Origin of the sequence: Bradyrhizobium sediminis (assembly GCF_018736105.1) — a bacterium.
Classification (GTDB): Bacteria; Pseudomonadota; Alphaproteobacteria; order Rhizobiales; family Xanthobacteraceae; genus Bradyrhizobium.
The window spans coordinates 1,522,336-1,540,979 of record NZ_CP076135.1 but is presented as its reverse complement, the minus strand read 5'-3'; the positions used below and the strand labels follow the sequence as shown (position 1 = coordinate 1,540,979).

21 protein-coding genes are annotated in these 18,644 nt (G+C 64.1%); 7 read left to right on the top strand and 14 right to left on the bottom strand.

The window, feature by feature from the left end; translation table 11 throughout:
- Window position 1: 1 nt before the first annotated feature.
- The 3 genes from KMZ68_RS07470 to KMZ68_RS07460 form a co-directional block, all read right to left on the bottom strand.
- A complete protein-coding gene (locus tag KMZ68_RS07470; protein WP_215615168.1) occupies window positions 2-559 on the bottom strand; it encodes a hypothetical protein in 558 nt (185 codons plus the stop codon).
- Between the two features lie 220 nt (window positions 560-779).
- Window positions 780-989 (bottom strand): DUF4170 domain-containing protein, encoded by a 210-nt coding sequence (locus tag KMZ68_RS07465; RefSeq protein ID WP_215615167.1) that lies wholly within the window; start codon window positions 987-989, stop codon window positions 780-782.
- 21 nt (window positions 990-1,010) lie between these two features.
- Complete coding sequence (locus tag KMZ68_RS07460) at window positions 1,011-2,648, bottom strand: isocitrate lyase (protein WP_215615166.1); 1,638 nt, start codon at window positions 2,646-2,648, stop codon at window positions 1,011-1,013.
- A 209-nt stretch (window positions 2,649-2,857) separates the two neighbouring features.
- Between KMZ68_RS07460 and KMZ68_RS07455 the strand changes: the two genes are divergently transcribed.
- From KMZ68_RS07455 to KMZ68_RS07440, 4 genes are all read left to right on the top strand, one after another.
- Window positions 2,858-4,303, top strand: a complete 1,446-nt coding sequence (locus KMZ68_RS07455) for a helix-turn-helix domain-containing protein (protein WP_215615165.1) — start codon at window positions 2,858-2,860, stop codon at window positions 4,301-4,303.
- Window positions 4,304-4,437: 134 nt separating this feature from the next.
- Window positions 4,438-5,040, top strand: coding sequence for a hypothetical protein (locus KMZ68_RS07450; protein WP_215615164.1), 603 nt, complete (start codon window positions 4,438-4,440; stop codon window positions 5,038-5,040).
- 193 nt (window positions 5,041-5,233) lie between these two features.
- Window positions 5,234-5,509 carry a hypothetical protein gene (locus KMZ68_RS07445; RefSeq protein ID WP_215615163.1) on the top strand — a complete coding sequence of 92 codons (276 nt, stop codon included), beginning with the start codon at window positions 5,234-5,236 and terminating at the stop codon, window positions 5,507-5,509.
- Window positions 5,510-5,634: 125 nt separating this feature from the next.
- Entirely contained in the window at window positions 5,635-6,642 is a 1,008-nt protein-coding gene (locus KMZ68_RS07440) for a dienelactone hydrolase family protein (RefSeq protein ID WP_215615162.1), read from the top strand.
- 25 nt (window positions 6,643-6,667) lie between these two features.
- Here the strand turns inward: KMZ68_RS07440 and KMZ68_RS07435 are convergent, their stop codons facing one another.
- A complete protein-coding gene (locus KMZ68_RS07435; RefSeq protein ID WP_371741424.1) occupies window positions 6,668-7,159 on the bottom strand; it encodes a hypothetical protein in 492 nt (163 codons plus the stop codon).
- 240 nt (window positions 7,160-7,399) lie between these two features.
- Between KMZ68_RS07435 and KMZ68_RS07430 the strand changes: the two genes are divergently transcribed.
- On the top strand, window positions 7,400-7,867 hold the full coding sequence (locus KMZ68_RS07430) for a hypothetical protein (protein WP_215615161.1): 468 nt from the start codon (window positions 7,400-7,402) through the stop codon (window positions 7,865-7,867).
- Window positions 7,868-8,001: 134 nt separating this feature from the next.
- Here KMZ68_RS07430 and KMZ68_RS07425 read toward each other — a convergent pair whose 3' ends face one another.
- Window positions 8,002-8,244, bottom strand: a complete 243-nt coding sequence (locus KMZ68_RS07425; protein ID WP_215615160.1) for a hypothetical protein — start codon at window positions 8,242-8,244, stop codon at window positions 8,002-8,004.
- Window positions 8,245-8,330: 86 nt separating this feature from the next.
- Between KMZ68_RS07425 and KMZ68_RS07420 the strand changes: the two genes are divergently transcribed.
- On the top strand, window positions 8,331-8,753 hold the full coding sequence (locus KMZ68_RS07420) for a copper-binding protein (RefSeq protein WP_249779556.1): 423 nt from the start codon (window positions 8,331-8,333) through the stop codon (window positions 8,751-8,753).
- A 7-nt stretch (window positions 8,754-8,760) separates the two neighbouring features.
- Here KMZ68_RS07420 and KMZ68_RS07415 read toward each other — a convergent pair whose 3' ends face one another.
- Window positions 8,761-9,036, bottom strand: a complete 276-nt coding sequence (locus KMZ68_RS07415) for a hypothetical protein (RefSeq protein WP_215615159.1) — start codon at window positions 9,034-9,036, stop codon at window positions 8,761-8,763.
- 202 nt (window positions 9,037-9,238) lie between these two features.
- Here KMZ68_RS07415 and KMZ68_RS07410 point away from each other — a divergent pair, with 202 nt between their 5' ends.
- Window positions 9,239-9,415, top strand: a complete 177-nt coding sequence (locus tag KMZ68_RS07410) for a hypothetical protein (protein ID WP_215603213.1) — start codon at window positions 9,239-9,241, stop codon at window positions 9,413-9,415.
- A 70-nt stretch (window positions 9,416-9,485) separates the two neighbouring features.
- Here KMZ68_RS07410 and KMZ68_RS07405 read toward each other — a convergent pair whose 3' ends face one another.
- From KMZ68_RS07405 to acsA, 8 genes are all read right to left on the bottom strand, one after another.
- A complete protein-coding gene (locus tag KMZ68_RS07405; RefSeq protein WP_215615158.1) occupies window positions 9,486-11,729 on the bottom strand; it encodes a xanthine dehydrogenase family protein molybdopterin-binding subunit in 2,244 nt (747 codons plus the stop codon).
- Window positions 11,726-12,223: a (2Fe-2S)-binding protein gene (locus KMZ68_RS07400; RefSeq protein WP_215615157.1), complete on the bottom strand. Its 498-nt coding sequence runs from the start codon at window positions 12,221-12,223 to the stop codon at window positions 11,726-11,728. The genes KMZ68_RS07405 and KMZ68_RS07400 overlap by 4 nt, the downstream gene beginning before the upstream one ends.
- A gap of 4 nt (window positions 12,224-12,227) precedes the next feature.
- The gene (locus KMZ68_RS07395) at window positions 12,228-13,088 is read right to left on the bottom strand and encodes an FAD binding domain-containing protein (protein ID WP_215616240.1); all 861 of its coding nucleotides are present in this window, start codon (window positions 13,086-13,088) and stop codon (window positions 12,228-12,230) included.
- A gap of 246 nt (window positions 13,089-13,334) precedes the next feature.
- Entirely contained in the window at window positions 13,335-13,592 is a 258-nt protein-coding gene (locus KMZ68_RS07390; protein WP_215615156.1) for an acyl carrier protein, read from the bottom strand.
- Window positions 13,589-14,812 carry a dihydrolipoamide acetyltransferase family protein gene (locus KMZ68_RS07385; protein ID WP_215615155.1) on the bottom strand — a complete coding sequence of 408 codons (1,224 nt, stop codon included), beginning with the start codon at window positions 14,810-14,812 and terminating at the stop codon, window positions 13,589-13,591. Before KMZ68_RS07385 ends, KMZ68_RS07390 begins: the two co-directional genes overlap by 4 nt.
- 3 nt (window positions 14,813-14,815) lie before the next feature.
- A complete protein-coding gene (locus tag KMZ68_RS07380) occupies window positions 14,816-15,823 on the bottom strand; it encodes an alpha-ketoacid dehydrogenase subunit beta (protein ID WP_249779555.1) in 1,008 nt (335 codons plus the stop codon).
- Between the two features lie 6 nt (window positions 15,824-15,829).
- The gene (gene pdhA / locus KMZ68_RS07375; protein ID WP_215615154.1) at window positions 15,830-16,822 is read right to left on the bottom strand and encodes a pyruvate dehydrogenase (acetyl-transferring) E1 component subunit alpha; all 993 of its coding nucleotides are present in this window, start codon (window positions 16,820-16,822) and stop codon (window positions 15,830-15,832) included.
- On the bottom strand, window positions 16,819-18,576 hold the full coding sequence (acsA, locus tag KMZ68_RS07370) for an acetate--CoA ligase (protein WP_215615153.1): 1,758 nt from the start codon (window positions 18,574-18,576) through the stop codon (window positions 16,819-16,821). Before acsA ends, pdhA begins: the two co-directional genes overlap by 4 nt.
- Window positions 18,577-18,644: the final 68 nt, after the last annotated feature.

Genomic DNA, 18,644 nt, shown 5'->3' with positions numbered 1-18,644 from the left:
TTCACATATTGCGCAAGGCCGCAAACAACGCCAATCCAAACAGCGCGATCGCGCCGGCGAGGAAGCCGAGCACAAAGGTCCAGAAGCCGCGGCGCCGCGGCTTTTCGACGACCACCGGCGCAGGCGCCGGCGTCGCGACCAGCGCGTGCTCGCGCTCGATCATGCGGCGGGCGACGTAATCGGTAACGGCATCGACGATGGCGGCGACGTCGTGGGATTCGGCGATCACGATGCGGCCGAATCTCGTATCCTGCACGAAGCGGTAGATGCGCTTGTCGCGCCCCATCACGACATGGGCGACCACGTCGATCCACAGCCGCGGCGTATCGCCCTGGCTGATGCCGCGGTCAAACAGGTCGACCTGCGCCGGGACCTGCGCGAACAGCGGCTCCAGCGCGTCGTTGAGGATTTCGAGCCGCGCCACTTCGGCGTCGCGGAGATCGACCACGACCCCGGTACGGTCGGCGGCCTCGATCCGCGCCTGCCGCAAGGCGTCGCGCAGACGAAGTGGACGGTTATTGCTGACGGCATTACTCCCGGTACTTTGCGCGTCTGACATCCGCTTGATCGCCTTTGTCCTGAGGGTCCCAGGCGTTAACCTATCAGCAACCACGTCTTCCGCAAAGGTTCTTTGTTCCCAATGGCTTAGGTCTTTGGTTAGAGCCCCGCCCCTGCGAGCGGGGGAGGCAGAAGAAAAGGGCATCGCCCGAGAAACGAACGGCCCCACCCGGAAAACCGGATGGGGCCGTTTTGGTCCTTGGATGTTTCCTTAGACGTTTTTAGGCCGAGACGCGGGCGGGCTCTTCCACGATCGAGAAGCGCACGCCGGCCTTGTGGCGGTTCTCTTCCGAGACCTCCCGCCAGCAGTCCTCGGCTTCCTTGCGGGTCTTGAACGGACCTTTGACCTGGGCCGAGCCTTCGACGAGCTTGTGGAAGTTCATCGAGCCGAACTCGCCGCCAATCACCCAGAAATTGCTGCCTTTGGTCATGTCAGTCTCCTGGTGTTACCGTTAGCCGAACTGGTTCATCGTGTTGTGGGCGCCGCCCGCCTTCAGAGCGGCCTCGCCGGCGAAATATTCCTTGTGATCGTCGCCGATATCGGAGCCGGCCATGTTCTGATGCTTGGCGCAGGCGATGCCCTGACGGATCTCCTGGCGCTGAACATTCTTCACATAGCCCAGCATGCCCTGCTCGCCGAAATACTCCCTGGCGAGATTATCAGTCGACAGAGCTGCCGTGTGATAGGTCGGCAACGTGATCAGATGGTGGAAGATGCCGGCACGCTTTGCCGAATCGGCCTGGAAGGTGCGGATGCGCTCGTCGGCTTCAATGGCCAGTGGCGTATCGTCGTATTCCGGCTTCATCAGCTCGGCCCGATTGTACTTGCTGACATCCTTGCCGGCTTCCTTCATCGCGTCGTAGACCTGCCAACGGAAGTTGAGCGTCCAGTTGAACGAGGGCGAGTTGTTGTAGGCCAGCTTCGCGTTCGGAATGACCTCGCGAATGCGGTCGACCATCTTGGCGATCTGCTCGATATGCGGCTTCTCGGTTTCGATCCACAACAGGTCGGCGCCGTTCTGCAGCGAGGTGATGCAGTCGAGCACGCAGCGATCTTCGCCGGTGCCGGCGCGGAACTGATAGAGGTTGCTGGCAAGCCGCTTCGGACGCAGCATCTTGCCGTTGCGGTTGATGATGACATCGCCGTTCCTGGCGTTGGCGGCTGTCACTTCCTCGCAATCCAGGAAGCTGTTGTACTGATCGCCGAGGTCGCCGGGCTTGTGGCTGACGGCGATCTGCTGCGTGAGACCGGCACCCAGCGAATCGGTGCGGGTCACGATGATGCCGTCTTCGACGCCGAGTTCGAGGAAGGCATGGCGGCAGGCCCGGATCTTCGCCAGGAACACCTCGTGCGGCACGGTCACCTTGCCGTCCTGGTGGCCGCACTGCTTTTCGTCGGAGACCTGATTTTCGATCTGCAGAGCGCACGCACCTGCTTCGATCATCTTCTTCGCGAGCAGATAGGTCGCTTCCGCATTACCGAAACCGGCGTCGATGTCGGCGATGACCGGCACGACATGGGTCTGGAAGTTGTCGATCTTTTCGATCAATGCCTTTTCCTTCGCCTGATCGCCTGCCTTGCGGGCGGCGTCGAGCGCGCGGAAGGTATCGTTGAGCTCACGGGAGTCCGCCTGACGGAGGAAGGTGTAGAGCTCTTCGATCAGCGCCGGCACCGAGGTCTTCTCGTGCATCGACTGATCGGGAAGCGGTCCGAACTCGGAGCGAAGTGCTGCGATCATCCAGCCGGACAGATACAGATAGCGGCGATCGGTCTTGCCGAAATGCTTCTTGATCGAAATCAGCTTCTGCTGCGCGATGAAGCCATGCCAGCAACCGAGCGACTGGGTGTACTTTGTGGGATCGGCGTCATAGGCAGCCATATCGCTGCGCATCAGCGCCGCGGTGTACCGGGCGACGTCCAGGCCGGTCTTGAAGCGGTTCTGCAGACGCATCCGCGCCACGGCTTCGGCGCCGACGCCGTTCCAGGTCGGCTGGGTCTTGAGCAGCGCCTCGGCGGCTGCAACCTCGCTCAGATAGGAGGCCGCTCCCTGGATGGCCTGGTCGCTGATGCCGCGTGGCTGGTAGTTCATGTGCATGATCCTTTCGGTGACGACAAAACTGTCTTCGCCAGTCTTTCGACATTCGTGACAGTGCATTGCGAAACGTGGCGAGAGCTAAACGCCAAACTTCTTAATTAGGCTAGATGGCTTGAATTCTAATGGTGATGCGATGTAACATACGAACATGTCATAGATGTCATTTTGTCATATTTGTCACAAAATGAGTCAGGAAGGCTGCCATGGCCAGTGATTCCGGAAAGAAGCTGTTTGTCGGACCGCGGTTCCGGCGGATCCGCCAGCAACTCGGCCTGTCGCAGACCCAGATCGCCGAGGGCTTGGGGATTTCCCCGAGCTATATCAACCTGATAGAGCGCAACCAGCGCCCGGTGACGGCGCAGATCCTGCTCCGGCTGGCGGAGACCTATGACCTCGATTTGCGCGATCTCGCCACCGCCGACGAGGACCGCTTCTTCGCCGAGCTGAACGAGATCTTCTCCGATCCCTTGTTCCGGCAGATCGACCTGCCGAAGCAGGAATTGCGCGATCTCGCCGAATTGTGCCCGGGCGTCACACATTCATTACAGCGCCTCTACGCCGCCTATACCGAGGCCCGCCGCGGCGAGACCCTGGTCGCGGCGCAAATGGCCGACCGCGACGAGGGCACGCGCTTCGAGGCCAATCCGATCGAGCGCGTCCGCGACCTGATCGAGGCCAACCGCAATTATTTTCCCGAACTCGAAACCGCCGCGGAAAATCTGCGCGACGAGCTGAGCGCAGCGACCGAGGAATTGTTTTCCGCCCTCGCCACGCGCTTGCGTGAAAAGCATTCCGTCGTCACCCGCATCATGCCGGTCGACGTCATGCGTGAGACCTTGCGGCGGTTCGACCGGCATCGCAGGCAACTCCTGATCTCCGAACTGGTCGACGGCCCCGGCCGCGCCTTCCAACTCGCGTTCCAGATCGGCCTTTCCGAATGCGGCGGCATTTTCGATGCCATCGTCGGCCGCGCCGGCCCGCTCGACGACACGCCGCGCCGGCTCTACCGGATTACGCTGGCGAATTACTTCGCCGCCGCCGCGATGATGCCCTATCAGGCATTTCATGGCGCGGCGGAATCGTTGAGCTACGACGTCAACGTGCTGGCGCAGCGCTTCAACGCCGGTTTCGAGCAGGTCTGTCATCGCCTGACCACGCTGCAGCGGCCCAACGCGCGCGGCGTCCCGTTCTTCATGCTGCGCGTCGACAATGCCGGCAACGTCTCCAAGCGGTTTTCCTCCGGCACCTTCCCGTTCTCGAAATTCGGCGGCACCTGTCCGTTGTGGAACGTGCACTCGACCTTCGACACGCCGGACCGGCTGCTCAAGCAGGTGATCGAACTGCCCGACGGCAACAGGTATTTCTCGATCGCGCAGATGGTGCGCCGTCCAGTGGCGCCGCACCCGCAGCCGCAGCCGCGTTTCGCGATCGGCCTCGGCTGCGAAATCCGCCATGCCTCGCGCCTGGTCTACGCCACCGGCATGGATCTGGAAAAAGCCGAGGGCACTCCGATCGGCGTCAACTGCCGGCTCTGCGAACGCGAAAACTGCAGCCAGCGCGCCGAGCCGCCGATCACCCGGACGCTGATCCTCGACGAGAACACGCGGCGGGTGAGTTCGTTTGCGTTCTCCAACGCGCGGGAGTTGTGAGGGTAGGTGCTCGAACACCGCAACCGCCGGATCCAGGCTGCGCCGGCTGCCCTTGATCCACGTCAAGAAGAACGACACTCGGCGGACTAGTTTCCGCGACGGGCGGGCGTCCGGAAAGTTCATGGAGACGAGCAATGGGCACGCAAGGCAATGTTCACTTCTTCACCAACTGGGCCAAGGAGCGGCTCGATGAAATGGACGCCACGCTGACGTCGCTGCAGGGCAAGGCCGCCGAGGTGCAGGCCGATGCACGCGACCGGGCCGGCAAGGTTCTGGCCGAGTTGGCCAGGAATCGCGATGCCTTCCGCGAAGCCGTGAAGAAACAGGCGGGCGCCGGCGAGGCGGCCTGGGCCAGCGCCAAGACCAGGATGGAAGCGGACTGGATCGCCTTCGAGGCGGAAGTGCAGAAATATGTCGAGAACTACGGCGAGCAGTTCGAGCTGCAGCAGGCGACATTCAAGCAGCAGGCCGAGGCCCAGGTGAAATCGTGGCGCGAGGCGGCCGACAAGCTTGCCGCCGCCGCCGGCGAATTCGCCGCCGAGCGCCGCGGCGAAATCGAGGCCAATGTGAAGCGAATGCAGAGCGAGGCGGCTGCGGCGGAGGAAAAGCTCCGGAAGCTGAACGAGGCGGGAAGCCAGTCATGGTCGGCCCTCACCGCCGCCCTGACGGAAACGCGCAACGTGTTCGATCGCGCCAACCAGGCGGCACAGGAGGCGTTCAAGCGAGCCGTCGGCTGATCCGGAGTTGACGGGATGGCAGCGAGGCCACGAACCGGGTCCGGTTTTTGAGCAATAAACATTGAAGTCGATTAGAGATGCTCGGTCTCGGGCGCTCTGGAATTTACCACGATCGACGACGGCGGATTGCCAGGCCGAACGTTTCACGCTACCGCGAATTACCTGCCCGAGCTTGCGAGCGAGGAGCAAGATAATGAGATCGCTTCTTACCAGAACATTGCTGCTGGCCGCCCTGACCTCCACCGGCGCGACTGCATGTTACGCGCGCTGGCCGGAATATTCCGGATACTGGGTCGTTGGTAATTACGCGAGCAGGAAATGCGAGATCGTGACCTCCAATCCGGTCATCGACGGCGTCGTCATCTGGTTCGCAAGCGGCCCCTATAAATCGCTCGACGACGCCAAGCTCGCCCGCACCACCATTCGCGAGTGCCCGCCAGAGCCCGCCGCTTCACCGGCATCCAACTGACCCGGATCGGCCGCGCCGACGCGATTTCCGATTGCCCTGCAGAACGGCATTGACCTTTGCCGCCGGATTGCATTCGGTAGCGCAACGCCGGCGGCATCACGAACCGGCGCTGCAAGGGAGTTGTCATGACCACTGTAGAAGAGCGCACCGGTCCGCCGCGATTCCGCGACCAGACGGTTGCTTTCGGCGAACTCGGCGCCGGCAAGAATATCGAGATCCCGTCTGCGTCGCCGGTCAATTATCATCAGGTCATCAGCAAGCCTGCGCAGATGCCGCGGATCGCGATCGACGGCAAATTGTTCATGCCCACCTCCGGTCGGCGCGCCAGCGCAGGAAAACTGCCGCTGGTCATGATCGTGCCGGGCAGCCTCGGGGTGGCGCCGTCGCATGTCGCGCACGCCGAGACGCTTACTCGCGCCGGATTCGCCACCTTCGTGCTCGACAGTTTCGGCGCGCGCGGCGTCACCTCCACCGTCGCCAACCAGACGCAGTTCTCGTTTGCCGCCAGCGCCTATGACGTGCTCGCCGCCTGGAAGGTGCTTGCCGGCCTTCCCGGGATCGACGCATCGCGGATCGGCGCGCAGGGACACAGCCGCGGCGGATCGGCGGTGCTGACGGCGGCGACCCGCCGATTCGCGGACGCCGTGATCGGGCCGGGTTCGGGGCTGCAAGGCGTGCTCGCCGCCTACCCCTGGAGCGGACACCAGTTCCGCGATCCCGGCGTCGGCGCCACCGCCGTTCGGGTGCTGATGGGGGATGCGGACGAGTGGTGCTCGCCGATGCAGGTCCAGGGCCATTGCCAGGCGATCCGCCTTGCGGGCGGAGATGTCACGATGCGGCTGGTAGCAGGCGCGCATCACAGCTTCGATCGCGGCACCGCGATCGCGGACGTCCCCGACGCATCGGTTTCACCGGCGGCCCCGACCGCCTACATCGCCGACGACGGTGCGCTGACCCATCCGGCCCGCGACGCGTCCGATCCCGCGCTCACCGATCGCGACTTGATGGTCTATGCGCTGAAGGCCGGCTACGGACGAAAAGGCGCCAGGATCGGCAGCCACGACGGCGAAGCCGAATTGTTCCGGGCGGACATGCTGGCGTTCTGGGAGCGCGTGCTGGGCAAGCCCGTCTGATCACGCGCGCGTGGTCAGCTTTGCTTTATTGCCTTAGTACCGGATGGTCATTCAGCACATCTTCTCTGATCGATGCGGACTGAATTGCACGAAGGAGTATCCGTGCTGTTCTCAAATTGCTGGCCTTCACGCACAAGTTCACGATCTGACACACGGCGGAATCGCGCATCAGGTCATCCGAAATCTTGAATGCGATTTCCATTGCGGTCTTGGCGGCGCGTTCGTAACGTTCGGTTTCGTATTTATTCTTCTTGTTGTCCGCGCGATCAGCGAAGCCAGCTATTTTTTCGGCACTATCGGCGGCGGCAGCGCAGATGTCGCGTATCCTGTGCACCGCTTCAATGTCGCCGATCGGCCACTGGATGCCTTCATCCCAGATTTCTATGCGCTTGCCCTTGTTAAACCACCACATCGCCATGCCCTGGAATATCTGCAAGCATAGATGGCGGCGGCCAATAATCAATCCACCGGAGCACCCGCGGCTTCCTGGCGCTATTGCCCCCGCTACGTCCCGCAAGGCGGGACGCCTCACAGTCTTGACCGGCACCAGTCACCATACGGTAGCCGCATACTCAGCGATTGGCAGGAGCGCGGCATCATCGAAAGCAGGACCAAGGCATTCCCTCGTCACCCATGGCCAGCTCCGTGATTTCGTCCAGAACATTGCGCCAGCGCAAACTCCGGCTTGCGGACGCTCCCTATCTCCCGGTCAGGAAAACCGTTCACGGACCGCAATCGGTCCAGGAGGATACGCGACATGTTCACCACCAGATTGTTGATGCCGGGGCTGATTGCACTCGGCCTCGCATTGGCCCCGACCGGCGTTGTCGCGGCCGAACCGCACGCCCACGCCGCCACCGTCAAGATCAAGCTCGACCACGGCAAGAAGTGGCCGACCGACGAGGCCTTGCGACGGGGGATGGGCGAGATCCGCACCGCCATGGCAGACGCGCTTTCCCCCATCCACCGCAACAAATTCTCTTCCGGAGACTTCGAGCAGTTGGCCGGACGCGTGCAAGGGCAGATCGATTACGTCACCGCGAACTGCAAGCTACCCGAGGCGGCCGACCATCAGCTTCACGTCGTTCTGGAACAGGTCCTCGACGGCATCGCGATCATGAAGGCGGACAAAGGGCGCGACCAGGGTGCGGTCAAGATCGTGCAGGCGCTTGACCAGTATGGCACACACTTCGACCACGCCGGCTGGAAGCCGCTGAAGCACTAGACCACAACGCGCATATCAAAACACACAGGGGGCGGGTTAGCCGAAGGCGTAACCCGCCGCTTATCGTCGTCGGGTGAACGGCGGATTGCGATTCGCCAATCCGCCCTACCGCAGAGGTTCGAGAGCGGGCGACATCATTTTCGATCGGCGATGCTCTTGATGATGATGCTCGACAGCCTGACCACGAGGCCTCGAAGCCGGGCGTTCTCCTCGAGTAACGCGAGAAGGTCGTTGCCTTTTCCCGCACGCGGTTTATCGGCTCCGTGCCGGAGGTTCTCCTCCAGCAACGGCCGGAGATCGTCCATATAGTCGTCACCCAGATGCGGGTTTTTATCGGTGCAATCTCGTTCGCGGTGTGACGGGTACACGATTTCCATGACTGAACTCCAAAAAACAAAATCCGTCCTACCCGCGAACAGCCTGAATCGAGTCCGGGGCGAATTTGCGACGGAAATGGACCCAAATGGGACCGTTCCTGGGAAGCTTGCAGCCGGCAAGCAAGCGTAGCCCGGCGCGGGAACAAATCCGCTCATGGTGGCTTATTTCGGGAGGTGCCAACCTTCCGGAGGGTTCCATGAAAATTGCGAAGATCGCCTTGAAGATCGTCTTGGCGAGTTCCGCGGCGCTCGCCTTGACCAGTTCGGCGACCTTGGCCCAGCAAGCAACGACGGGAACCGGAATGATCACGGTCCTCGACCGGATCCATGGGACCGTCGCGATTCGACAGGCGCCAAGCGGCACTGTCGGAGCCAGTAACGGCGGCGTTGTCACCGAGTTCAAAGTCAAGGGCGTCTCGCTGGACGCCGTGCACGCCGGCGACAGGGTCACATTTTCCGCAACCGAGACCGGCGGGATCAAGACCATCACGAAAATCGAGAAACAGTAGCGCGGCCCTAACGCCCTCGCGCCAGCGACATCCAGCGTTCCGTCGCTGACATCGCCGGCGCCCACAGGCCGTCGGTGGGTTGGCCGCGATGCAGCGCCTTGCCGATTTCGCAGATCGCGAGGAACGCGCCCGATCGCGCCTCCTCGATTTCCAGCGGCGCTTCGCCGCTGCCCTGCACCAGCCCGACCAGCCCGTTCAGGATCGGCAATGCGATCTGCGCCGGCTCGCCTTCGGCGGCCTTCAGGGCTTCGATGACTTTGGCGGCCTTCTCGGAATCGGTCATGTTCACCAGCCTGGCCCCCCGCAGCATCACCGCTTGCACATGCTTCCGGTTCGCACGGCGATCCGCTGCGACATCTCATATCCTGCCGGGCCAAAAAAATCGACGCCGTCTTTTTTTCTGCAAATTTCTGCCGCTATCGGCAGACTAAATCCGCGGCGTAGTTGATGCCCGAGAATTTGTATCTGGTATTTCGGGGGAATAAATGAAGACAGACCGCGTTCGCTTGCGTGAAAACTCCCTGTCGCCGGAAGACGCGACGGGACCAGATCTCGAGGCCTTGAAGATAGCCAAGGCCAAACAGGACATATCCCACCAGGAACTGGACAAATGGATCGCGGCCGCGATCGCCGAACTGAGCGATCGGGAACGCGCCGCCTGACAAATCGCGTCCGCTGGTCCGCGCATGATCCTCGATCGGTGAACGCCGGAACGGCCGGCATCCGGTCGCCTCATCCCTTGCCTTCCAGCACCTCCAGCACCTTCGGCGGCGACATCGGCAGGCTGTAGAAGCGTTTGCCGAGCGCGTTGTGGATGGCGTTGGCGACCGCGGCCATCACGGGGACCAGCGGCACCTCGCCGACGCCCTTGACGCCTTGCGGATGTTTCGGGTTCGGCACTTCGACCATCACCGCATCCAGCATCGGCAGGTCCGAACAAACCGGCATGCGGTAGTCGAGGAAACCGGGGTTATCGACCTTGCCGTCTTTATTGTAGATGTATTCCTCGTTGAGCGCCCAGCCGATGCCCTGGGCGACGCCGCCCTGCATCTGGCCCTCGACATAGCTCGGATGAATGGCGCGGCCGACGTCCTGCACCGCGGTGTAGCGGATCACCCTGACGATACCGAGTTCGACATCGACCTCGACGTCGCAGATGTGGGTACCGAAGCCGCCTTCGGCGCCCTCGGTGTTGAGCTGCACGCCGGCGCCGATCGGCCCGCCCATCTGCGGCGCCTTTTCGGCCAATTGGGCCAGCGTCAGCGGCTCGAACTGGCCGGCGTTGGGGCTCGCCGGATGCGCGGCGCCGTTTTCCCATTTCACCGCTTCCGGATCGATCTCCCAGATCTTCGCGGCGCGCTCGCGCAAGGTGGCGATGATCTTTTCGGTCGATTGCGTCACCACCATCGCGGAGGCAAACAGCACGCGGCTGCCGCCGGTCAGATTGGAGAAGCCGACGGTGGCGGTGTCGCCGATCAAGACCGAGACGCGGCGGTAGTCGATGCCGAGCAGTTCGGCGCAGATATTGGCGATCGCCGCGCGCGAGCCGCCGATATCGGGATGGCCCGTGGTGACCACGACGTTGCCGTCCTCGGTGATGTTGACTTGCGCGCTGGATTCGCCGCCGGCGTTGAACCAGAAACCGGAGGCTACGCCGCGGCCCTGATATTTGCCGAGCGGCGCGGTGTAGTGCGGATGCGCCTTCGCCGCCTGCAGCGTCTCGACATAGCCGATGCGCGGGAATACCGGGCCGTGCGCGGCCTTGGTGCCCTGCTTCGCAGCGTTCTTCAGCCGCAGCTCCAGCGGATCCATCTTCAGCGCCTCGGCGAGTTCGTCGAGCACGCACTCCACCGCATAGGCCCCGATCGGCGCGCCGGGCGCGCGATAGGCCGCCACCTTGGAGCGGTTGGAGACGACGTCGAAGCCGACCGACAGCACGTTCGGGATGTCGTAGGGCGAGAAGCTGCAGCCGACCGCCCCGCGGATCGGCGAGCCCGGCAGCGCGCCGGCCTGCAGATAGAATGTGCCTTGCGCGGCGACGATGGTGCCGTCCTTTTTGGCGCCGATCTTCACCGTGCTCTTGGAGCCCGACGTCGGCCCGGTCGACCGCATCACTTCCTCGCGGGTCATCACCATCTTCACCGGCCTGCCGGATTTCTTCGCCAGCAAGGTCGCGAGCGGCTCGAGATAGACGATGGTCTTGCCGCCGAAGCCGCCGCCGATTTCGGCGGGGATGGCGCGGATGTCGCTCTGCGGAATGCCGGATAGATGCGCCGTCATCGCGCGCACCATGAACTGGCCCTGGCTCGAACTCCAGATCGTGGTCTTGTTGTCGGCGGCGACGCTGACGAGGCAGGCGTGCGGCTCGATATAGCCCTGGTGCACCGGGCGGGTAGTGAAGCTGCGCTCGACCACCACCTCGGCCTGCTTGAAGCCTTCGGCGACGTCGCCCTTCTTGATTTCCATCCGGCCGGCGATGTTGGAGGGCTTGCCCTCGAACTTGATGAACTCATGCAGGATCGGCGCATCGGGCAGAATCGCGTCGTCGATCTCGATCGACCACGGCAGCACTTCGTAATCGACCTCGATCAGCTCGCAGGCTTGCGCCGCGATCGCCTCGGAGGTGGCGGCGACCGCCGCCACGGGGTGGCCGGGGAACAGCGCCTTCTCGCGCGCCATCACGTTGCGGCACATCCAGCGCATGTCCTGGATGCCGAGCATCACGGACTTGTCGACCGGGAAGTCGACGATGTCGCGCGCGGTGACCACCGCCTTGACGCCGGGCAGCGCCTCGGCCTTCGCGGTATTGATGCCGCGGATGCGCGCATGCGGATGCGGGCTGCGCAGGATCTTGCCCCAGATCATGCCGGGCATGGTGGTGTCGGCGGCATAGCCCGCGCGCCCCGTCACCTTGTCGACGCCGTCAGGCCTGATGGTGCGCTGGCCGATCCACTTGTTGTTGGCGATGACGTTCATTGCCGGGACTCCCTAGTTCCTTGCTCCCGCATTTCCGCGGCTGTTTCCAGCACCGCGCGCACGATCTTGTCGTAACCGGTGCACCGGCACAGATTGCCGGCGAGCCAGAACCGCACATCCTCCTCGCTCGGCCGCGGATTCTGCCGCAGCAGCGCGTCGGAAGCGACCAGCATGCCCGGGGTGCAGATGCCGCATTGCAGCGCCGCCTCTTCCAGGAATTTCTGCTGCAGCGGATGCAATTTGTCGCCGTGCGCCAGGCCCTCGATGGTGCGGATCTCGTGGCCTTCGGATTCAACAGCGAGCATCAGGCAAGAGCAGACCAGGCGGTCGTCCAGCGTGATCGAGCAGGCGCCGCAATCGCCGGACGCGCAGCCCTCCTTGGAGCCGGTCAGCGCGAGCGGCCCGCGCAAGGCGTCGAGCATGGTGTCGCCGGGCTCGCAGAGGAACTCCATCGGCTCGCCGTTGATGGTGGTGGAAACGTGCAGCTTGGCCATGGTCTCACTTTCCTCCGGCGCGCTTGGCGGCGATCGCAACCGTGCGCTTCAACAGCACGCCGGCGACTTTGGTTCGGTAGGCAATGGTGCCGCGCTTGTCGTCGATCGGACGGCAGGCGGCGGAACAGGCGGCGGCCGCGGCATTCAGCGCCGCGTCGTCGAGCTTGCTGCCGATCAGGGCCTTGGCGGCGGCCTCGACCAGGAGCACGGTCGGCGCCACCGCGCCGAGCCCGACCCGCGCGGCGGTGCAGACGCCGTCCTTCAAGGTGAGACTGACGCCGACGCCGACCACCGCAATATCCATCTCGGTGCGCGGGATCATGCGCAAATAGGCATCGGAAGAGCCCGGCGGCCGCGGCGGCAGCGTGAAGTTGACCAGGATTTCGCCGGGCAGCAGATTGGTGCGGCCGGGGCCGGCCGGCACTTTCTCGACCGGCAGTTCGCGGCGGCCGTTCGGGCCCTGCAGCGTGACGACGGCGCCGGCTGCAACCATCGCCGGCACGCTGTCGCCGGCCGGCGAGCCGTTGCAGAGATTGCCGCCCGCCGAGGCCCGGCCCTGGACCTGGGTGGAACCGATCAGGTTGACGGCCTCCAGCACGCCGGGCCAGACCTTGCCAAAGCGCGGATGTTCGCCCAGCACCGCGCCTGATACGGCGGCGCCGATGCGAAAACCGCCGCCGGCGGTCTCTTCGATGGCCGTCATTTCGGCGATTTTCTTGATGTTGACGATCACGCCCGGCTTCACGGCGCCGGATCGCATCTGCACCAAGAGATCGGTGCCGCCGGCCAGGATGCGCGCGGCGCTGCCGGCCGCGGCAAATGCCTTGATCGCCTCGTCGAGCGTGCCAGGCGCCAAATATCGGATATCGGTCATGGTTGTTTGCCGTCTCCCCTGTCTGCTCGCGCCCTTGTGATTATTGGTTCACCTTCCGGCCGGCAGGAGCGGAAGCCTACACGGGCAAATCCGATTGGAACAGCCTCCGCGGACCGGTGAAAGCGGCAAGCTCCTATGCGCCGCGTTCATCCCGGGGATCAACCGGATGGTTTGAGTGTGCCGAATGGAGCCTACTCCGGCACGCCGCGCGAAACCGCCCCTAGGAGATCCGGCCGGCTATTTCCTGGCCGGTCCGAGATGCGCCGCGAGATAGGCGGCCGCGCCGTCGAGGGTGATGAGCTTCGGATAGTCGAGTTCGGGGATGTCCACGCCGAGGCGATGATGGATGGCGGTGACGAAATTCAGGAAATCCATGGAATCGATATCGAGAGCCTCGCGCAAGTCCGCAGCAGGGTCGATCGCCGCGAGATCGACTTCGGGCGCGATATTGTTGAGCTCTTCCTTGATGACTTTGCGGATGTCTGAGTCATTCATAGCTTGTCGGGCTCCTGCAGCAGCCTGCCGATCTCGGCCAAAAACAGCGCGCCGGCGTGTCCGTCGCTGACCCGGTGATCGGCCGACAGCGTGATGCTGACCACCGAACGCGGTCCGATGGCGCCGTCGACGACCCAGGGCCGCGTCACCACCCTGCCAAACCCGGCAATCGCCACCTGCGGCGGATAGATGATGCCGTAAAGCGTTTCGACACCGCGCTCCCCCAGAGACGTCACCGTAATCGTCGGATCGGAAATCTCCGAACTGCGAATCCGGCCGGACCGGGTACGTTGAACGAGGTCGCGCATGCGCGCCATCAGCTCGTCGAGCGGGACTTGATCGGCGTCATGCAGCGCCGGCGCCGCCAGCCCGCCGCCGCGAATGGCGATGGCAACGCCGACATGCACCGCGCGCGACGGCTCGAATTTGCCGTCGCGGTAAAAGCCGTTGAAGGTGGGGAAGCGGCGCGCGGCCAGCGCCACCGATCTGATCATCAGCGCGCCGATCAGCAGGCGGCCGTCGGGCGGCCGCGCGGCATTGATGCGGGCCAGCCATTGCTCGCTGGCGGTGACGTCGACCTGATGCTCGAGATAATAATGCGGGATTTCCCGCTTCGATCGCGCCATGGCGGCGGCGATGGCCGTTCGCATCGCGTCGAGATCGAGCCCGGGCGCGCGCTTCTTTTCCGCTTGAGCGACGGGTGCGCCGAGACGGCGCTCGACGTCGGCATAGACGATCGCCCCCGCCGGACCGCTTCCGGTCACCGTCGCAAGATCGATCGCATGCAGCCCGGCGAGCCGCCGCGCGGCCGGTGACACGCGCGCGCGCGCCGCGGCTGGCGCGACGGGTGGTGGCGGTGGTGCCGGTGGCGATGGCGGCGGCGGTGATGGCGCAACCGGCGCCGGCATCGAAGGCGGAGCGGCGATCGGGACGGCCGGAGCCGACGGTGGCGGAGCGGCGGCTGCCGTGCCGGCCGTTGCCTCGAGTTCGGTTTGAATCCGCGCCAACGGCGTCCCGACGGGCACTTCGGTATTGAGACCCACCAGGATCTGCTCGATCCTGCCGGTCTCGAAGATTTCGATCTCGATCGCGCCCTTCTGGGTTTCGACCACGGCAACGATATCGCCGCGTTTGACCCGATCGCCCGGTTTGACCAGCCACTCCACCAGCTTGCCCGCTTCCATATCGGCGCCGAGGGAGGGCATGCGGAATTCGGCCACGGCCTATACTCGCCCAAGCGCGGCTTTGGCGGCCGCGACGATGCCGGGCACCTGCGGGATCGCCGCGTTCTCGAGGTGCCGGGCGTAGGGTATTGGCACCTCCGCGCTGCACACGCGGCCGATCGGGGCGTCCAGTTCCCAGAATACCTGCTCGACGATACGCATGCCGATTTCCGCCGACAGGCTGCCGCTGCGCCAGCCTTCGTCGATGATGACGGCCCGGCGCGTTCTGGCAACCGACGCCATGATGGTCGCGTCGTCGAGCGGCCTCAGGCTGCGCAGATCGATCACTTCGGCGTCGATGTTCTCGCCGGCCAGCACCGCCGCGGCTTCGAGCGTCTTCCACAGCGAGCCGCCATAGGTGATCAGCGAGATGTCGCGCCCGGGGCGGCGAACCGCAGCGCTTGCGATATCGACCGGACCCGCGTCCGCGGCCAGCCTGCCGGTCATGCCGTAGAGCATGACGTTTTCGAAGATCAGCACCGGATCGGGATCCTGCAAGGCCGTCCACAACATGCCGCGCGCATCTTCCACGGTCGCCGGCGCCAGCACCTTGATGCCGGGAATATGCGCATACCAGCCTTCGAGGCTGTGCGAATGCTGGGCCGCCAGCTGGCGGCCGGCGCCGGTCGCCATGCGAATGACGAGCGGCACGCCGAACTGGTTTCCCGACATGTGCCGCACCGTGGCCGCGGTATTGAGGATCTGATCGAGCGCAAGCAGGCTGAAATTCACCGTCATCAGCTCGACGATCGGGCGCATGCCGGCCATCGCCGCACCGATGCCGGCGCCGGTAAACCCGGATTCCGACAGCGGCGTATCGCGGATCCGTTCCGCGCCGAATTCCGCCAACAGTCCCTTGCTCACCCCGTAGCAGCCGCCGTAGCGGCCGACATCCTCGCCCATCAGGAATACGCGGTCATCCCGGCGCAATGCATCGCGGATCGCCTCGCGCATGGCGTCGCGGTAGGTGATTTCAGTCGTTGCGGGCTGCGTCATCTGCGGCGGCATGACATCTCACCCTTCGGCTTCTGCAAAGGTGAAGCGGGTGAGTTGCTCGACCGGCTCCCATGTTCCTGCCTCACCGAATGCGACCGCCTCGGCAATCTCGGCCGCCACCTCGGCCTCGATGCGCGCCAGATCTTCCGGATGAACCATATGATTGGCTTCCAGCCATCCCTGAAAGCGCACGATCGGTTCCTTGTGTCGCCAGGCCTCGACCTCGGCCTTGTCGCGATAAAGCTGCGCGTCGAACATCGAATGCGCGCGCAGCCGATAGGTCCGGCATTCCAGGAAATAGGGCTTGCGGCTCTCGCGCACCGCATGCACCGCCCGGCGAGCGGCCGCCTCGACGGCGATCACGTCCATGCCGTCGACCGCCTCGGAAGCGATCCGGTAGCATCCCGCCTTGCGCTGGATTTCAGTCTCGGATTCCGAGAGAGCGAGCGCGGTTCCCATGGCGTAAAGGTTGTTTTCGCACACGAACAGCACCGGCAGCTCCCATAGCGCGGCGAGATTCAGGCTTTCGTGAAACTCGCCTTCGGCCACCGCGCCCTCCCCGAAGAAGCAGGCGGTGACGGTATCGTCACCGCGCATGCGGTCGGCGAGCGCCAATCCGATCGACATCGGCAGGCCGCCGCCGACGATGGCGTTGCCGCCGTAGAAGTTCGTGGCGCGATCGAACAGGTGCATGGAGCCGCCACGTCCGCGGCTGCAGCCCTCCTGCTTGCCGTACATCTCCGCCAGCACCGTCGTCATCGGCACGCCGCGCACCAATGCGTGCCCATGCTCGCGGTAGGTCGCCACGATCCTGTCGCGTTTCTCCAGCACCGGGATGGCGCCGACGGCAACCGCTTCCTCGCCGTCGTAGAGGTGCAGGAACCCCCTGATCTTTTCCCGGGTGTAGAGTTCGGCGCACTTGTCCTCGAAGCGACGAATTCGGATCATCTCTTTCAGTAGACCCAGCATGTGCTCGCGCGACAGATGCGGCTTGTCGGTTGGTGCGGTCATCGCTCCTCGCTTTCGAGCGTCGAGATGTCGCCCTCCGGCAGGCCCAGCTCACGGGCCTTGAGCAGACGGCGCATGATCTTGCCGCTGCGCGTCTTCGGCAGGTTCTGCCGAAAGGCGATGTCCTTCGGCGCAACAGCCGGACCGAGACGCTGACGCGCATGGCCGAGCAATTCCTTGCGCAGCGCCTCGCTGGACTCGAAGCCGTTCTTGAGCGCGACGAAGGCCTTGACCATCTCGCCGGCGGTCGGGTCGGGAATGCCGATCACGCCGGCCTCGGCCACGGCCGGATGCTCCATCAGCGCGCTTTCCACCTCGAACGGGCCGATCAGATGGCCGGCGCTCTTGATCACGTCGTCCGCCCGGCCGACAAACCAGTAGTATCCCTCGCCGTCGCGCATCGCGAGGTCGCCGGTCAGATACCAGCCGCCCACGAAGCACTTCTTGTAGCGTTCCTCTTCGTTGAGATAGCCGCGCATCATCGACGGCCAGCCCGGGCGCAGCGCCAGTTCGCCCATCGCCATCGGTTTCGTGATTTCGCGCAACCCTCCGCCTTCAACGCGCTCGACGATGCCGGCCGCGACCCCCGGCAGCGGACGCCCCATCGAACCCGGCTTCACATCCATCGAGCGATAGTTGGAGATCATGATGCCGCCGGTCTCCGTCTGCCACCAGTTGTCGTGGAACGGCTTGCCGAAGGTCGCCGCGCTCCACGCCACGGCCTCCGGATTGAGCGGCTCGCCGACACTGGCCATCAGCCGCAGTTTGGACAGATCGAACCGCCTGGTAATTTCGGTCCCTACCTTCATCAGCATGCGGATCGCCGTCGGCGCCGTGTACCAGACGGTGACGTTCTGCTGCTGCAGGATGCGATACCAGCGTTCAGCGTCGAATTCGGCCTGGTCGACGATCATGGTCGCGCCATTGGTGAGCGGCGAGATGATGCCATAGGACGTCCCGGTCACCCATCCCGGGTCGGCCGTGCACCAGAAAATGTCATCCGAACGCAGATCGAGTGCCAGCCGTCCGGTGATGTGATGGGCGACGACGGCTTCATGGACATGCACGACGCCCTTTGGCCGGCCGGTCGTCCCGCTGGTGAAATGAAGCAAGGCCATGTCTTCGGGCCCCGTCCATATCGTTTCGAACGAATCCGAAGCTTGCGCCAGCGCGGCGGACAGGTCGATCGTATCGGCAGGAAGACTGCCCGAACATTCCGTCAGGAAGACATGCTCGAGGCTCGCGAGTTCCTTTCGCCAGGGTTCTATCTTGCGCCGGTAGAATGCCTCGGAGGTGACAAGCGCTTTGGCATTGCCGATGGCCATGCGGGCCTTGATGGGATCCGGCCCGAACGCCGAGAACAAGGGCGAGAACACGCTGGCATTCTTCAGCGTACCGAGGGCGGCGATGTAGAGTTCGGGCACGCGGCCGAGCAGCGAGAATACCCGATCGCCTTTTGCGACCCCGCGCGCCGCCAGGACATTGGCAAACCGGCTGGTCTGCGCGCGCAGCGCCTGGTAGCTGAAATCGCGAACCTGATCGTCGCGCCCGATCCAGCGCAGCGCCAGCTTGTCGCCCCGGCCCGCCGATACGTGCCGGTCGACCGCCTCGAACGCGATATTGATCCCGCCATCGGGTAAACCGTCGAGCAGCGCCCGCGCCTGTGCCCAGGCAAACCGCCCGGCGTATTCCTGGTAATCCTGAAGGTTGGCGCCGACACAATCTTCGGGCCGCTTCCTGATACGCTCCCATTCCATGGCCGGCTTTCAAGTAATTCGAATTGAAAGGCTACATGGCGGGAATCGAGCAACCTTGACGTGGGTCA

Excerpts from the sequence above, each read along its gene's own strand:
- KMZ68_RS07445 (WP_215615163.1), top strand. The coding sequence starts at position 5,234 with ATGAGATCGCTTCTTACCAGAACATTGCTGCTGGCCGCCCTGACCTCC.
- KMZ68_RS07425 (WP_215615160.1), bottom strand. The coding sequence starts at position 8,244 with ATGGAAATCGTGTACCCGTCACACCGCGAACGAGATTGCACCGATAAA.
- KMZ68_RS07450 (WP_215615164.1), top strand. The coding sequence starts at position 4,438 with ATGGGCACGCAAGGCAATGTTCACTTCTTCACCAACTGGGCCAAGGAG.
- KMZ68_RS07410 (WP_215603213.1), top strand. The coding sequence starts at position 9,239 with ATGAAGACAGACCGCGTTCGCTTGCGTGAAAACTCCCTGTCGCCGGAA.
- KMZ68_RS07465 (WP_215615167.1), bottom strand. The coding sequence starts at position 989 with ATGACCAAAGGCAGCAATTTCTGGGTGATTGGCGGCGAGTTCGGCTCG.
- KMZ68_RS07440 (WP_215615162.1), top strand. The coding sequence starts at position 5,635 with ATGACCACTGTAGAAGAGCGCACCGGTCCGCCGCGATTCCGCGACCAG.
- KMZ68_RS07460 (WP_215615166.1), bottom strand. The coding sequence starts at position 2,648 with ATGAACTACCAGCCACGCGGCATCAGCGACCAGGCCATCCAGGGAGCG.
- KMZ68_RS07455 (WP_215615165.1), top strand. The coding sequence starts at position 2,858 with ATGGCCAGTGATTCCGGAAAGAAGCTGTTTGTCGGACCGCGGTTCCGG.
- KMZ68_RS07430 (WP_215615161.1), top strand. The coding sequence starts at position 7,400 with ATGTTCACCACCAGATTGTTGATGCCGGGGCTGATTGCACTCGGCCTC.
- KMZ68_RS07470 (WP_215615168.1), bottom strand. The coding sequence starts at position 559 with ATGTCAGACGCGCAAAGTACCGGGAGTAATGCCGTCAGCAATAACCGT.
- KMZ68_RS07400 (WP_215615157.1), bottom strand. The coding sequence starts at position 12,223 with ATGGCCAAGCTGCACGTTTCCACCACCATCAACGGCGAGCCGATGGAG.
- pdhA (WP_215615154.1), bottom strand. The coding sequence starts at position 16,822 with ATGACCGCACCAACCGACAAGCCGCATCTGTCGCGCGAGCACATGCTG.
- KMZ68_RS07405 (WP_215615158.1), bottom strand. The coding sequence starts at position 11,729 with ATGAACGTCATCGCCAACAACAAGTGGATCGGCCAGCGCACCATCAGG.
- KMZ68_RS07420 (WP_249779556.1), top strand. The coding sequence starts at position 8,331 with ATGGGACCGTTCCTGGGAAGCTTGCAGCCGGCAAGCAAGCGTAGCCCG.
- KMZ68_RS07380 (WP_249779555.1), bottom strand. The coding sequence starts at position 15,823 with ATGCCGCCGCAGATGACGCAGCCCGCAACGACTGAAATCACCTACCGC.
- acsA (WP_215615153.1), bottom strand. The coding sequence starts at position 18,576 with ATGGAATGGGAGCGTATCAGGAAGCGGCCCGAAGATTGTGTCGGCGCC.
- KMZ68_RS07415 (WP_215615159.1), bottom strand. The coding sequence starts at position 9,036 with ATGACCGATTCCGAGAAGGCCGCCAAAGTCATCGAAGCCCTGAAGGCC.
- KMZ68_RS07390 (WP_215615156.1), bottom strand. The coding sequence starts at position 13,592 with ATGAATGACTCAGACATCCGCAAAGTCATCAAGGAAGAGCTCAACAAT.